The 12,596-nt window shown below is 69.0% G+C and carries 13 protein-coding genes; 3 read left to right on the top strand and 10 right to left on the bottom strand.

Features of this window, described 5'->3' with window-relative positions; all coding sequences use genetic code 11:
• Nucleotides 1–18: 18 nt before the first annotated feature.
• Nucleotides 19–519 (bottom strand): hypothetical protein, encoded by a 501-nt coding sequence (locus AC1RAA_RS00320; protein WP_492725825.1) that lies wholly within the window; start codon nucleotides 517–519, stop codon nucleotides 19–21.
• Between the two features lie 228 nt (nucleotides 520–747).
• On the opposite strand from AC1RAA_RS00320, the gene AC1RAA_RS00315 reads away from it, so the two are divergent.
• A complete protein-coding gene (locus tag AC1RAA_RS00315; RefSeq protein WP_492725823.1) occupies nucleotides 748–2,409 on the top strand; it encodes a GMC family oxidoreductase in 1,662 nt (553 codons plus the stop codon).
• On the opposite strand, the gene AC1RAA_RS00310 is transcribed toward AC1RAA_RS00315, so the two are convergent.
• Genes AC1RAA_RS00310 through AC1RAA_RS00275 form a run of 8 tightly spaced genes read right to left on the bottom strand, consistent with a single transcriptional unit; the run spans nucleotide 2,375 to nucleotide 9,085 of the window.
• Nucleotides 2,375–3,403, bottom strand: a complete 1,029-nt coding sequence (locus AC1RAA_RS00310; protein WP_492725821.1) for a LacI family DNA-binding transcriptional regulator — start codon at nucleotides 3,401–3,403, stop codon at nucleotides 2,375–2,377. The two genes, AC1RAA_RS00315 and AC1RAA_RS00310, sit on opposite strands and share 35 nt — an antisense overlap.
• 1 nt (nucleotide 3,404) lies before the next feature.
• A complete protein-coding gene (locus AC1RAA_RS00305) occupies nucleotides 3,405–4,385 on the bottom strand; it encodes a 2-hydroxyacid dehydrogenase (RefSeq protein WP_492725819.1) in 981 nt (326 codons plus the stop codon).
• Nucleotides 4,385–5,338, bottom strand: coding sequence for a sugar kinase (locus AC1RAA_RS00300; RefSeq protein WP_062474731.1), 954 nt, complete (start codon nucleotides 5,336–5,338; stop codon nucleotides 4,385–4,387). The genes AC1RAA_RS00305 and AC1RAA_RS00300 overlap by 1 nt, the downstream gene beginning before the upstream one ends.
• A 10-nt stretch (nucleotides 5,339–5,348) precedes the next feature.
• Nucleotides 5,349–6,092, bottom strand: coding sequence for a sugar phosphate isomerase/epimerase family protein (locus tag AC1RAA_RS00295; RefSeq protein ID WP_492725816.1), 744 nt, complete (start codon nucleotides 6,090–6,092; stop codon nucleotides 5,349–5,351).
• Nucleotides 6,092–6,847, bottom strand: coding sequence for an amino acid ABC transporter ATP-binding protein (locus tag AC1RAA_RS00290; protein ID WP_056583293.1), 756 nt, complete (start codon nucleotides 6,845–6,847; stop codon nucleotides 6,092–6,094). Before AC1RAA_RS00290 ends, AC1RAA_RS00295 begins: the two co-directional genes overlap by 1 nt.
• A gap of 27 nt (nucleotides 6,848–6,874) precedes the next feature.
• Nucleotides 6,875–7,672 carry a transporter substrate-binding domain-containing protein gene (locus tag AC1RAA_RS00285; RefSeq protein WP_062474723.1) on the bottom strand — a complete coding sequence of 266 codons (798 nt, stop codon included), beginning with the start codon at nucleotides 7,670–7,672 and terminating at the stop codon, nucleotides 6,875–6,877.
• A gap of 56 nt (nucleotides 7,673–7,728) precedes the next feature.
• Nucleotides 7,729–8,382: an amino acid ABC transporter permease gene (locus tag AC1RAA_RS00280; RefSeq protein WP_062474720.1), complete on the bottom strand. Its 654-nt coding sequence runs from the start codon at nucleotides 8,380–8,382 to the stop codon at nucleotides 7,729–7,731.
• 31 nt (nucleotides 8,383–8,413) lie between these two features.
• Complete coding sequence (locus tag AC1RAA_RS00275; protein WP_062474717.1) at nucleotides 8,414–9,085, bottom strand: amino acid ABC transporter permease; 672 nt, start codon at nucleotides 9,083–9,085, stop codon at nucleotides 8,414–8,416.
• Nucleotides 9,086–9,220: 135 nt separating this feature from the next.
• On the opposite strand from AC1RAA_RS00275, the gene AC1RAA_RS00270 reads away from it, so the two are divergent.
• Nucleotides 9,221–10,915, top strand: a complete 1,695-nt coding sequence (locus AC1RAA_RS00270) for a hypothetical protein (protein ID WP_492725814.1) — start codon at nucleotides 9,221–9,223, stop codon at nucleotides 10,913–10,915.
• A gap of 296 nt (nucleotides 10,916–11,211) precedes the next feature.
• On the top strand, nucleotides 11,212–11,961 hold the full coding sequence (locus tag AC1RAA_RS00265) for a metallophosphoesterase family protein (RefSeq protein WP_492725812.1): 750 nt from the start codon (nucleotides 11,212–11,214) through the stop codon (nucleotides 11,959–11,961).
• Nucleotides 11,962–11,968: 7 nt separating this feature from the next.
• Here the strand turns inward: AC1RAA_RS00265 and AC1RAA_RS00260 are convergent, their stop codons facing one another.
• The gene (locus AC1RAA_RS00260) at nucleotides 11,969–12,505 is read right to left on the bottom strand and encodes a cysteine hydrolase family protein (RefSeq protein WP_492725810.1); all 537 of its coding nucleotides are present in this window, start codon (nucleotides 12,503–12,505) and stop codon (nucleotides 11,969–11,971) included.
• Nucleotides 12,506–12,596: the final 91 nt, after the last annotated feature.

Below are 12,596 nucleotides of genomic sequence, written 5' to 3'. Positions count from 1 at the left end.
ACCCGCCGGGTATCGCCCTCAGCGGTCGGCAGGCGGACGGCGCGCCGCGGACGTGCGCAAGCCCGGCCGCAGCGACACGCGCGCGGCTGCACGACGATGGCGCAGCACGCGCGCCCCTCGGCGCCCTTGCAGTGCCGACGGCGGTGCCTGCCGGTGGGCCTCGAACCGCGCTTCCTTCTGCTTCAGGTAGTGCATGAGCACGTGCGACACCATGTTCAGCCCGAGGGTGCCGAACGCCGCCGGAAAGATGTACAGCGCGATCGACAGTTCCGACGAGAAGACGAGATCGTCCGCCAGCGAGGGCGTGGCCTGCGCCAGCCGCGCCAGCGCGCGCAGCAGGAAGATGTCCGCGCCCGCCAGCGCGATCAGCAGCAGGCCGAAGGCCAGCACGGTGGTCTTGGAGAACTCGCGCCGCACGAACAGCGTGACGAAGATCGCGGCGGGCAGCACCAGCGAGCACAGCACCAGCCCCCAGAAACGGACCTCGGTGAATATCGTCGCGTCTGAAAGCAGGTGCATGGGCAGAGCGTTGAGGGCGGGCAGCGGGTCGGCCGCTCCGAAGGCGCATTGGGCCACGGGCGGCGCGTTGCAATTTGTCCGCGGGGTGAAGCATCGGTAAAGCCCCCAAGGTGCGTCCACGGCAGGGGAAACCCGTGGGGCCCGAACCCGGGGTCGCTGGCCACAATGCCGGTGCGCGCATCGGCGCATGGGCACCCCAACATCCAACGACAAGAAGGACCAGATGCCATGGCGGAATTCGACTACGTGATCGTGGGCGGCGGCTCGGGCGGCGCCACGCTGGCCTCGCGCCTGAGCGAGGACCCGTCGGTGACGGTCTGCCTCATCGAGGCCGGCGGCGACGGCCGCGGCATCCTCGTGCGGGCGCCGGCCGCCGTGGTGGCGATGCTGCCGGGCCGTCCGCGCATCAACAACTACGCCTACCAGACCGTGCCGCAGCCCGGCCTGAACGGGCGGCGCGGCTACCAGCCGCGCGGGCGCTGCCTGGGCGGCTCCAGTGCGATCAACGCCATGCTCTACGTGCGCGGCCACCGCGAGGACTACGACGACTGGGCGCGCGCAGGCTGCGCCGGCTGGAGCTTCGACGAGGTGCTGCCGCACTTCCTGCGCGCCGAAGGCAACCAGCGCGGTGCGAGCGCGCTGCACGGTGCCGACGGACCGCTGCAGGTGTCGGAGCAGCAAAGCCCGCGAGCCATCACCGAGGCCTTCGTGCGCGCCGCCGCCGAGTGCGGCATTGCGCGCAACGACGACTTCAACGGCCCCGAGCAGGAAGGCGCGGGGCTCTACCAGGTGACGCAGTTCCACGGCGGCGCGAAGAACGGCGAGCGCTGCTCGGCCGCCGCGGCCTACCTGCACCCGGTGATGGACCAGCGCCCCAACCTCTCGGTGATGACCGGCACGCAGGCCCTGCGCGTGGTGCTCGAAGACCGGCGCGCGGTGGGCGTCGAGGTGCGGCGCGGCGGCAACGTCGAAACCATTCGCGCGCGCCGCGAGGTGGCGCTGTGCGGCGGCGCCTTCAACTCGCCGCAGCTGCTGATGCTCTCGGGCATCGGCGACCCCGACGAGCTCGCGCGCCACGGCATCGAAGTGCGGCATGCGCTGCGCGGCGTGGGGCAGAACCTGCAGGACCACTGCGACTTCATCGTCGCCTACAAGTCCAAGCAGACCGACATGTTCGGCATCGGCCCGGTCGGCGGGCTGCACCTGCTGAAGGCCATCAACCAGTGGCGCCGCGACGGCACGGGCCTGGTCGCCACGCCCTTCGCGGAAGGCGGCGCCTTCATCAAGTCGTCGCCCGAGCTGCGCCGGCCCGACCTGCAGCTGCACTTCGTGATCGCGATCACCGACGACCATGCGCGCAAGCTGCACGCGGGCTTCGGCTTCTCGTGCCATGTGTGCGTGCTGCGCCCCAAGGGCCGGGGCGACGTGCGGCTGAACGACGCCAGCCCCGACTCGGCGCCGCGCATCGACCCGCGCTTCCTGGCCGACCCGGAAGACATGGCGCTGCTGCTGCAGGGCGTGAAGAAGACGCGCGAGATCATGCGCGCGCCCGCGCTCGAAAAATACCGCCACCGCGAGGTCTACACCGCCGACGCCCACACCGACGCGCAGCTCGAGCAGCACATCCGCGCGCGCGCCGACACCATCTACCACCCCGTGGGCACCTGCAAGATGGGCGTGGATGCGATGGCGGTGGTCGACCCGCAATTGCGCGTGCACGGCATCGCGGGCCTGCGCGTGGTCGATGCCTCGGTGATGCCGACACTGATCGGCGGCAACACCAACGCGCCGACGATCATGATCGCGGAGCGCGCAGCCGGCTGGATGCGCGGGGCGGCCTCCTTCGCGGCATCCGCTACGGCAGTGCCGTCGATGAGCCTCGCACCATGAGTTCGCCCGGCAGCAGCAGCTGACGCGGCGCCGCGTCGAGCCCGCGCAGGCGCTCGATGAGGCAGGTGGCGGCGGCACGGCCGATCTCGTCGGTCGGCTGTGCCACGGTGCTCAGGCCCGGCCCGATGAGCGAGGCCCATTCGGGATCGTCGAAGCCCACGAAGCCCAGGTCGGTGCCGAAGCGCCAGTCCAGCCGCGCCATGGCCTGCGCCACGCGCAGCGTGACCACGGCATTGCCCGCGACCACCGCCGCGCGGCGGCCCCGTTTGGCGCGCTGGCGCAGTGCGCGCAAGGCCTCGTCGAGCGCATCGTTCTCGCCCTCGACCGATTCGAAGACCTCGCCCGCCACGCGCGGCTCGTGCGCGGCCACGCAGGCGCCGAAAGCGGCCGTGCGCTCGCGCCGCGAGCTCACGCCCTTCTGCGGCTCGGTGACGTACAGCAATTCGCGGTAGCCGCCCTCGACCAGGTGGCCGCAGGTGTCGCGCATGGCGGCGTGGTTGTCGAGTGAGACGAAATCGGTGTGCATGCCCGTGTGCCGGCGGTCGACCAGCACGGCGGGCTTGCCGTGCAGCGTGACCGCGTCGACCACGTTGCTGCCGCGCCCCAGCGTGTTGAGGATGAAGCCGTCGACCTGGTAGCCCGCCAGCGCATTGATGGCCTCGCGCTCGCGTTCGCTCTCGTTGCCGAGGTTGAACAGCATCACGAGGTAGCCGGCATCCTGGCAGGCCTTCTCGGCGCCGCGCAGCACGGCCACCGAGTACGGGTTGGTGATGTCGGCCACGATCAGGCCGATGAGCCGCGAGCGGCCGTGGCTCAGCGCCTGCGCCATCGGGCTGGGCGAGTACGCCAGCTTGGCGATGGCGGCCTCGACGCGCGCGGCGATGTCGGGGCTCAGCAGGCGCTCGCGGTGGTTCAGGAAGCGCGAGACGGTGGCCTTGGAGACGCCCGCGGCTTCGGCAACGTCGGCGATGGTGGCGCGGCCTGTGGGCTTCATGTCAGGCGGCGGCGGTGTCGTAGGGTGCCGTGGGTTTCTGGCCGGCCAGCACCTGCAGCAGGTTGGTCGTGGCCAGCTCGGCCATCGCGTGGCGCGTCTCGTGCGTGGCCGAGCCGATGTGCGGCAGCGGCGTGACGCGCGGGTGCGTGCGCAGCGGCGAGTCGGCCGGCAGCGGCTCCTTCGCGAACACGTCGAGGCCGGCGGCGCGCAAGGTGCCGTGGTCCAGCGCGTCGAGCAGCGCGGCCTCGTTCACGGTGGCGCCACGGCCGCCGTTGAGGAACGACGCGCCCGGCTTCATGCGCGCGAAGAAGGCGGCGTCGATCATGCCGCGCGTGGCGTCGGTCAGCGGCAGCATCGCGAGCACGATGTCGGCGCGCACTAGCAGGTCGTCCAGCGGCGTGTGCGTGGCGCGGCCCTGCAGCTCGGGCGCCTGCGTGGCCAGGTCGACCGCGCGACGCGAGTGATAGAGCACCGGCATGCCGAAGCCCAGCGCGGCACGGCGCGCCACGGCCTGGCCGATGCGGCCAAAGCCGAGGATGCCCAGCGTCTTGCCATGCACGTCGGTGCCGAAGAATTCCTCGCCGATGTTCTTCGTCCAGCGGCCTTCGCGCACGAGGTTCGACAGCTCGACCACGCGGCGCTGCGTGGCCATGAGGATCGCGAACACCGTGTCGGCCACCGTCTCGGTGAGCACGTCGGGCGTGTGGCACAGCACGATGTGGCGCTTGTGCAGTTCGGCCAGCGGGTAGTTGTCGACGCCGACCGACACGCTCGAAATCACTTCGAGCTGCGGCGCCGCATCGAGCAGCGCGGCGTCGACGTTGTAGCTCGAACCGATCAGCCCGTTCGCGGTGGCAAGCGCAGCGGCAAAGGCCTCGGGCGCCTTGCGCGGATCGGCCACGGTGACGTGGTGCACCGCCTGCAGGCGCGCGAGCTGGTCTTCGGGCAGCGCCCGGAACACCAGCACATTCTTCTTGGTCATCACAGTCCCGCTTCTTCGAGTTGCGCCCGCGTCGGCAGGCCTTCGGTGTCGCCGAGCACCTGCACGGCGCGCGCGCCGATCCAGGCGCCGCGGCGCACCGCGTCGGGGACGCTGCGGCCTTCGAGCAACGCGCTCACCACGCCGGCCGCAAAGCCGTCGCCCGCGCCCACGGTGTCGATCACTTCCTTCACCGGGAAGCCGTCGACATGGCCGGTGCCGGCCACGTCGCTGTCGTAGTAGGCGCCGGCCGCGCCGAGCTTGACGACGACCAGCTTCGCGCCGCGCTCGCGGTAGAACTTTGCCACGTCTTCGGGCTTGTCATGGCCGGTGAGCAGCAGGCCCTCTTCGATGCCGGGCAGCACCCAGTCGGCGCGCGAGGCGAGTTCGTTCACCCAGTGGCGCATCGTCTCGGTGGACGACCACAGCGTGGGCCGCAGGTTGGTGTCGAACGAGATGGTGCGGCCGGCCGCGCGCATCACGTCCATCGACTTGAGCGCGGCCTGCAGGCTGGTCTCGGAAATGGCGGCGAACACGCCGGTGGCGTGCAGGTGGCGCGCCGAGCGCAGCCAGGCTTCGTCGACATCGGCCGGACCCATGTGGCTGGCGGCCGAGCCCTTGCGGTGGTATTCGATCGGCGGGTCGCTGCCGTCGGTGACGCGACCCTTGAACTGGAAGCCGGTGCGCTGCGTCGCGTCGGTGATCACGTGCGAGCAGTCGATGCCTTCGGCGCGCATCGCGGCCAGCAGTGCGCGGCCCATGGAGTCGGTGCCCAGGCGGCTGGCCCAGCCGACCTTCAGGCCCAGGCGCGACAGGCCGATGGCCACGTTGGTCTCGGCACCGGCGGTGCGCTTGTGGAACGCCTCTGCGTCTTCCAGCGGGCCGGGCCGGTCGGCCACGAGCAGCAGCATGGCTTCGCCGAACAGCGCGACGTCGAAGGCGGTGGGTTGCGTCATGTGTGTGTTCCTACGCCCGTGCGGCGCGGATGAAGTCGATCTGCGTGCGGGTGACGGCCAGCAGGTCGTCGCCCACCAGAGGGTATTCGATGGCGTGGGGCACATCGGCCGGCAGTGCGCGCAGCACCGCGCGCCACGGCGCGACCGAGTCGCCCAGCGGCACCGCCACCCACTTGTGCGGCAGGCGCTGCGCGCCCTTGCAATGCACGTAGCGCACGCGGTGGCCGAGCGCCTGCGCGGCCTGCAGCGGGCACTCGCCGAGCCAGTGCCAGTTGCCCATGTCGAAGGTCATGCCCAGCGGCACGCCGGCGCGGTCGGCCACGTCGAAGAAGGTCTGCAGCGCGGCCAGCGTGCCGGCGCGCACGGTCTGGTCGTTTTCGATGAGCAGCTCGACGCGGGTCTCGGCCAGCGCCACCTTCAGGCCCCAGAGCGAGCCGTGCGACGAGGGCTGGAAATCGCCGATGGCCATCTTGAGCCGCTTCGCGCCCACGCGCGTGGCGGCGGCGATGCCGCGTTGCAGCGCGGCGCTGTCGAGCCAGCCGCCTTCGGCCCACAGGCCCTCGGGGCTGGAGTACACGGATGCCAGGCCGTTGAGCGCAGGCAGTTCGGCCTCGGCGTCGCGCAGCATCTCGCCGCGCACTTCCACCGAATCGGCGCCGGCCGCGCGCGAGAGTTGCGAGCACCAGAGCTGGCCGTGCCGCCCCACCTCGGCCGCACCGAAGGACGACAGAGAAATCAGGACTTCGAAGGCCATCAGTGGGCTTGGTGCGAGCTGAGAATTTGCCCGAGGAACTGGCGCGTGCGCTCGTCCTTGGGGTTGCCGAAGAACTCCTGCGGCGGCGCCTGCTCGACGATCTTGCCGTCGGCCATGAAGATCACGCGATCGGCCACGCTGCGGGCAAAGCCCATTTCGTGCGTCACGCACAGCATGGTCATGCCGTCTTCGGCCAGGCCGATCATGGTGTCGAGCACTTCCTTGACCATCTCGGGGTCGAGCGCGGAGGTGGGCTCGTCGAACAGCATGATCTTGGGCGACATGCACAGCGCGCGCGCAATGGCCACGCGTTGCTGCTGGCCGCCCGAGAGCTGGCTCGGGTACTTCTTCGCCTGCTCGGGAATGCGCACGCGCGTGAGGTACTTCATGGCCACCTCTTCCGCCTGCGCCTTGGTCATGCCGCGCGAGCGCATCGGCGCCAGCGTGCAGTTCTCCAGGATGGTGAGGTGCGGGAACAGGTTGAACTGCTGGAACACCATGCCGACTTCGGCACGCACCGCGTCCACGTTCTTTCCGCCCGCGGTGAGGTCGATGCCGTCGACCACGATGCGGCCTTTTTGCACCGTCTCGAGCCGGTTGATGCAGCGGATGAGCGTCGACTTGCCCGAGCCCGAAGGCCCGCAGATCACGATGCGCTCGCCCTGGCGCACCGACAGGTCGATGCCGGTCAACACCTGGAATTCACCGTACCACTTGTTGACCGCTTCCATGCGGATGATCGATTCCGTCGTCATGCCAGGATTCCCTTCAAGCGCTTTCGCTTATTGCATCTTCGGCAGGTCGGCCTGCAGCCACTTTTGATAGAGCTTGTTCAGCTCGCCGTTGGCGGTGTTCTTCTGCACGAAGGCATTCACGGCCTTGGTGAGTTCTTCCTGGCCCGGACGCATCGCGATGCCCATCGACTGCTGCACCAGCGTGAACTTGTTTTCGAAGGTGTTGGCCGGCACGCGCTTGGCGATCTGCGCCGCCACCGTGACCGAGCAGCCGATCGCATCGACCTGGCCCGAGATCAGCGCCTGCATGGCCGAGGCGTCGTCGTCGAAGCGGCGGATTTCGGTGCCTTCGGGCGCGGCCTTGGTCACGGCCACGTCTTGCGTCGAGGCGCGGGCCACGCCCACGCGCAGGCCCTTCAGGTCGCCTGCCGCCTTGATCGAGGTCTTGGTCGCGCCGTACAGCACGATGGTCGCAGCGGCATAGGGCTGCGAGAACTGCACCTGCTTGGCACGCTCGGGCGTCACGGCCAGCGAAGCCACCAGCAGGTCGACCTTGTTGGTCAAGAGGAACGGAATGCGGTTCGGGCCGGTGACCGGCACGATGTTGGCCTTGACGCCCCAGTCCTTGGCCAGCAGCTTGGCCACGTCGGCGTCGTAGCCGTCGGGCTGGTTCTTGGCGTCGGTGGTGCCGTAGGGCGGGAAGTCGACCAGCATGCCGATGGTGATCTCGCCCTTCTTCTTGATGTCGGCCACGCTTTGCGCCGAAGCGAAGGGAGCGAACACGGTCAGCGCGGCGCCGAGGCCCAGGGCTGCGATGGCAGCGCGGCGGGTGGTGGTAACGGTCATTGGATGTGTCTCCTGAATAAAGAAAGGAAGCGACGAGAAAGGAAAAGCGAAAAGGGTCAACGTGCGAGCGCCTGGGCGCGCTTGCGCTCCATGCGCGCCGCGAGCAGCGACAGCGGCCAGCAGATCACGAAGTAGATGGCGGCCACCACCGAGAACACGATGAGCGGCTGGAAGGTGGCGTTGTTGACGATCTGCCCGGCGCGCGTGACCTCGACGAAACCGATGATGGCCGCGAGCGACGTGCCCTTGATGATCTGCACCAGGTAGCCCACCGTGGGCGCCAGCGCGATCTTGAAAGCCTGCGGCAGCACCACGTCGCGCATGCGCGCCACGTAGTGCAGGTTGAGCGCCTGCGCCGCCTCCCACTGGCCGCGCGGAATGGCCTGGATGCAGCCGCGCCAGATTTCGCCCAGGAAGGCCGCGCTGTTCAGCACCAGCGCCACGCCCGCGGCGACCCACGGGTTGATGTCCAGCCCCAGCACCGGCGCGCCGAAGAACACCAGGAACAGCTGCAGCAGCAGCGGCGTGCCCTGGAAGATCTGGATGAAGGTGGTCGACACGGCGCGCGCCCACGTCGATTCCGACGTGCGCATGAGCGCGATGAGCAGCCCCAGGATGGCGCCGCCCACGAAGGCGATGGCCGACAGCGCCAGCGTCCACTGGGCGGCTTCGAGGATGAAAAGGAATTCGGGAAAACCGAAGGTGCGCATGGTGTGTGCTCCGTCCGTCGTGGTCAGTCAGTTACCGGCGGTCCGGGTAGTTGAGCGTGCGCTTGTAGATCAGCTTGAACATGGCCGAGAAAGCCAGTGCCAGCGCGAGGTAGATGGCCGCGACCACGATGTAGATCTCGAAGCTGCGGAAGGTCTGCGACTGCAGGTTGGCGGCCACCGAGGTCAGGTCGTCGGCCGAGATGACCGAGACCACGGCCGAGCTCAGCATCAGCAAAATGAACTGGCTCGTGAGCGCCGGGTAGATGGCCTTCAGCGCGGGCTTGATGATCACGAAGCGGAAGATCTCCCAGGGCTTGAGGTTGAGCGCGCGGCCCGCCTCGATCTGGCCCTTGGGAATCGACTCGATGCCCGCGCGGATGATCTCCGTGGCGTAGGCGCCCAGGTTCACCACCATCGCCACCAGCGCGGCCGTCTGCGGCGACCAACGCAGGCCGATGGCCGGCAGCGCGAAGAAGAAGAAAAACAGCTGCACGAGGAACGGCGTGTTGCGGATCACCTCGATGTAGGCATTGACGATGAAGCGCAGCCAGCCCGGCCCCGAGGTCTTGCCCCAGGCACAGAAGATGGCCACCACCAGCCCCAGCAAGGTGGCGGTGAGCGAGAGCTGCACCGTGATCCACGTGCCCTTGAGCAGCAGCGGCCAGGCGGCAAAGACGGCGTCGAATTGGAACTGGTAGTTCATGGCGGAGCGTGCACGGCCAGGCCGTGCGCAGACCCTGAAAGGAATGCTTGCAGCTTAAATGAAACCGGTTTCAGGCCTAGCTAGGGATTCCCCTAGGTGGGCGTTTTGCCCTACCCGCCTGCCTACACTGGCGCGATGCCGACCCCCCACGCGGACCCCACTTCTTCCCCGGCAGGCACCCCGGCCACCGGCCCCGTCGTGCAGCATTTCCGGCAGGCGCTGCTCTGGCCCTTGCGCCTCGTGCCGGCGCCCGGCGCGGCGCCCACGCACCACGGCCCCTGGCACGTGCTGCGCGACCTGGGCGACGCCTCGCCCTGGCGCGAAGAGGTCGACGAATACACCGGCGAGAGCGGCCGCTTCCACGAGCGCCACTACAACGAGTTCGTGAGCTTCCTGCCGTACGTGCAGCGCTTCCTGTACGGCGAAGGCCGATCGCGCGGCAGCACCGACGCCGCAGGCAGCGACGGCGACTCGCCGATGCGCGTGTTCCGCCGCCGCGACATCGCGGCCGTGCGGCTGGTGGCGCACCCCGGCGAGGCGCCCATCACGCTCGACGTGATTCATTGCGACCTGTACTTCTTCTTCGACATCGACGTGGTGCTGCTCAACCTCGAGGTCGGCACCGATCACCTGAGCCTGGCGCAGGCGCAGGACATCCTCTACCGCTTCGGCCGCGCCTACCCTTCGGGCTGGGAGCCCGACGGCGCCGCCCTGCACTGCATGGCCAGCGTCGAGTGGCTGGACGCCGATGGCCGCGTGCTCGCCGCTTCCGACGCGCAGCAGCGCGACGCCTTCCTGTCGCACGTGGCCCAGCACCGCGCGCCGCGCATCGCCGCGCACTGGGCCTACCTGATGCAGCCGCTGGTGAGCGACCATTCGGACGATCCCGGCGTGCTGCGCTACCGCCAGATCGAGTACTACCGCATGCCGGTGATGGCCTACCTGTCGCTGGACGATCCACGCCGCCTCACGCGCGACGACTTCGTGCGGCTCGCGCTCGTCACCGGCGCGGGCGGCGCCGACGCCCACCGGCCCTATGCCGAGCACCACCTGGCCGACTTCGAGCACAAGTACTGCTACGACCGCTTCTGGGTGAACACGGGCGCGGCGCCCAACACGCGCTACCTGTGCAACGGCCACGCCCTCGTCGTGGTGGGCGACGCGCGCTCCGAGTTCTTCTGCTGCCGCGACCGCGGCGTGCTCGCGCAGTTCAGGCACCAGCACTTCCTGCTGTTCCTCATCGCGCATTTCCAGAAGGCCTCGCTGCTGATGTTCTCGGACCAGCTGGTGGAAGCGCTGAAGAAACTCGACATCCGCAGCACGCCGAGCGTGAAGCAGTTCAAGCGCGCCATCCGCGCGAGCTTCGAGCGCTTTCTTCGCTTCACGCACCGCTATTGGTTCCACGAGATTTCGGAGCAGGCGCAGGTGCGCGCGCTCTCGCACATGTGCGCCGCGCACCTCGGGCTCGACCCGCTGTACGACGAGGTCAAGTCGCGCATCGCCGACATGAACACCTACCTCGATGCCGACAGCCTGCGCCGGCAGGCCAGCACCGTGGTGCGGCTCACGGTGGTCACGCTGTTCGGCCTCATCGGCACCGTCACCACCGGCTTCCTCGGCATGAACCTGCTGGCCGAAGCCGACGCGCCGCTGTGGCGCAAGGCGATCTGGTTCGGCGTGGTGTTCGTGTTCACCACCTGGCTCACGATCTACACGATGGTGAAGTCGCAGCGGCTGTCGGACTTCATCGATGCGCTGTCGAACGACCGGCTGAGTTTCAGGGGCAAGCTGGCGGCGCTGGCGCGGGTGTGGCGGGCTGGGGCGGACTGAAAGTTTTGCTCGGGGCGACGCTCCCGCCGACGGCGTACCTTGCTCCGCGAATGTCCTCCGGCCTGCGGCCTCCCCCTTGATTTCGCTGCGCAAGGCACCCGTCGGCGGGATCGTCGAGCCGAGCGGTTGTTGATCGGCGCGCACCAGCAATGTGTCCCGTGCTCAGGACACTGGGTGCTTCCCGCAGCGAAATCAAGGAGGAGGCCGAAGGCCGGGGGACATTCGCGGAGGGAAGTACCCGGTGGCCTGTGCACGCACCCCGAACTAAGATCACCGCCCTCACAAAGAAGCCACGCATGCGCATCGCCCTCGTCTCCGACATCCACGGAAACCTCCCCGCACTGAAAGCCGTCGTCGAGGACATCGCGCGCCACAACGTGGATGCCATCGTCAACCTCGGCGACAGTCTTTCGGGCCCACTGATACCGCTGGAGACTGCGCAGTTCCTGATGGCGCAGGACTGGGTCCAACTCGCCGGCAATCACGAACGGCAACTGCTCACGTTGCCGACCTCCGGCCAGCGCGGCGAGTCCGACGCCTTCGCGCACGCCCGACTCGGCGAGGCAGAGTTCGCATGGATCGCCTCGCTCACGCCACGCCTGCGCTTGAGCTCCGAGGTGCTGCTGTGCCACGGCACGCCCGACAGCGACCTCACCTACTTCCTCGAGACCGTCGAACCCACGCAACTGCGCATGGGCACTGCAGCAGAGATCGATGCGCGTCTCGGCACAGTGGACGCCGGCACGGAACTGGTCGCCTGCGGCCACACGCACCTGCCGCGCGTGGTGCGCGCATCCAGCGGCATCGTGGTCGTCAACCCCGGCAGCGTAGGTCTGCAGGCCTATGGCGACGAGCATCCGTACCCGCACCACGTGGAGACCGGCTCACCCGATGCGCGCTACGCGCTGGTCGAACGGCACGACCACGGGCAGTGGACCTGCACGCTGGTCACCGTGCCCTACGACCACGTGGCCATGGCGGCACTGGCTGCTGCCAATGGGCGTGCGGACTGGGCCCACGCACTGGCCACCGGGCGCATGCCCTAGCGCCAGATCAATCGCCGAAAGCGATGTCCGCGCTGTCGACCGCGCGGATCGGCACGCCGAAGCTCGTGATGTCCGACAGCGTCGCGTTGTGGTGCGCGCGGATGAAGGCGCCCTTGGCGTGGGGCTTGTCGTGCGAGGTGTGGGCGTCGGCCGCCAGCACCACCTCGTAGCCCAGCGCGGCGGCGCGGCGCACGGTGGTGTCCACGCAGAACTCCGACGAATAGCCACAGACCACCACGCGCCGAACGCCCTGCCCCGACAACCACGCTTCGAGCGGCGTGCGCAGGAACGAGTCGGGCGTGGTCTTGCGCAGGCGCGCGTCCGTCGGCGTCACCTGCAAGGCATCGGCCAGCTGCCAGCGCTCGGAATCGAATTCCAGGTCGATCGCGTTCTCGTGCTGGACGAAAGCCACCGGCACGCCCGCCGCGCGGGCCCGCGCCGTGAGCGCGTTGATGCGCGCGATGACCGCTTCGGCCTCGTACGGCCGGGGCGGATCGTCGCAAAGGCCGCGCTGCATGTCGATGACGAGGATGGCAGTTTTCATGGCGATGAAGGGCTGAAGCCGTGGATCGCCGCAGTATGCCGCCGCCCCGCGGATTGCCCCCGCTCGCCGAATGTTTCTGTCGCTGAAACCA

The organism is Variovorax sp. GW823-FHT04F07, assembly GCF_058795995.1.
The sequence above is the reverse complement of the archived record's forward strand: the minus strand, read 5'-3'. Positions and strand labels throughout refer to the sequence as shown.

Coding starts and splice junctions, on each gene's coding strand:
- AC1RAA_RS00320 (WP_492725825.1), bottom strand. CDS start 519: ATGCACCTGCTTTCAGACGCGACGATATTCACCGAGGTCCGTTTCTGG.
- AC1RAA_RS00315 (WP_492725823.1), top strand. CDS start 748: ATGGCGGAATTCGACTACGTGATCGTGGGCGGCGGCTCGGGCGGCGCC.
- AC1RAA_RS00310 (WP_492725821.1), bottom strand. CDS start 3,403: ATGAAGCCCACAGGCCGCGCCACCATCGCCGACGTTGCCGAAGCCGCG.
- AC1RAA_RS00305 (WP_492725819.1), bottom strand. CDS start 4,385: ATGACCAAGAAGAATGTGCTGGTGTTCCGGGCGCTGCCCGAAGACCAG.
- AC1RAA_RS00300 (WP_062474731.1), bottom strand. CDS start 5,338: ATGACGCAACCCACCGCCTTCGACGTCGCGCTGTTCGGCGAAGCCATG.
- AC1RAA_RS00295 (WP_492725816.1), bottom strand. CDS start 6,092: ATGGCCTTCGAAGTCCTGATTTCTCTGTCGTCCTTCGGTGCGGCCGAG.
- AC1RAA_RS00290 (WP_056583293.1), bottom strand. CDS start 6,847: ATGACGACGGAATCGATCATCCGCATGGAAGCGGTCAACAAGTGGTAC.
- AC1RAA_RS00285 (WP_062474723.1), bottom strand. CDS start 7,672: ATGACCGTTACCACCACCCGCCGCGCTGCCATCGCAGCCCTGGGCCTC.
- AC1RAA_RS00280 (WP_062474720.1), bottom strand. CDS start 8,382: ATGCGCACCTTCGGTTTTCCCGAATTCCTTTTCATCCTCGAAGCCGCC.
- AC1RAA_RS00275 (WP_062474717.1), bottom strand. CDS start 9,085: ATGAACTACCAGTTCCAATTCGACGCCGTCTTTGCCGCCTGGCCGCTG.
- AC1RAA_RS00270 (WP_492725814.1), top strand. CDS start 9,221: ATGCCGACCCCCCACGCGGACCCCACTTCTTCCCCGGCAGGCACCCCG.
- AC1RAA_RS00265 (WP_492725812.1), top strand. CDS start 11,212: ATGCGCATCGCCCTCGTCTCCGACATCCACGGAAACCTCCCCGCACTG.
- AC1RAA_RS00260 (WP_492725810.1), bottom strand. CDS start 12,505: ATGAAAACTGCCATCCTCGTCATCGACATGCAGCGCGGCCTTTGCGAC.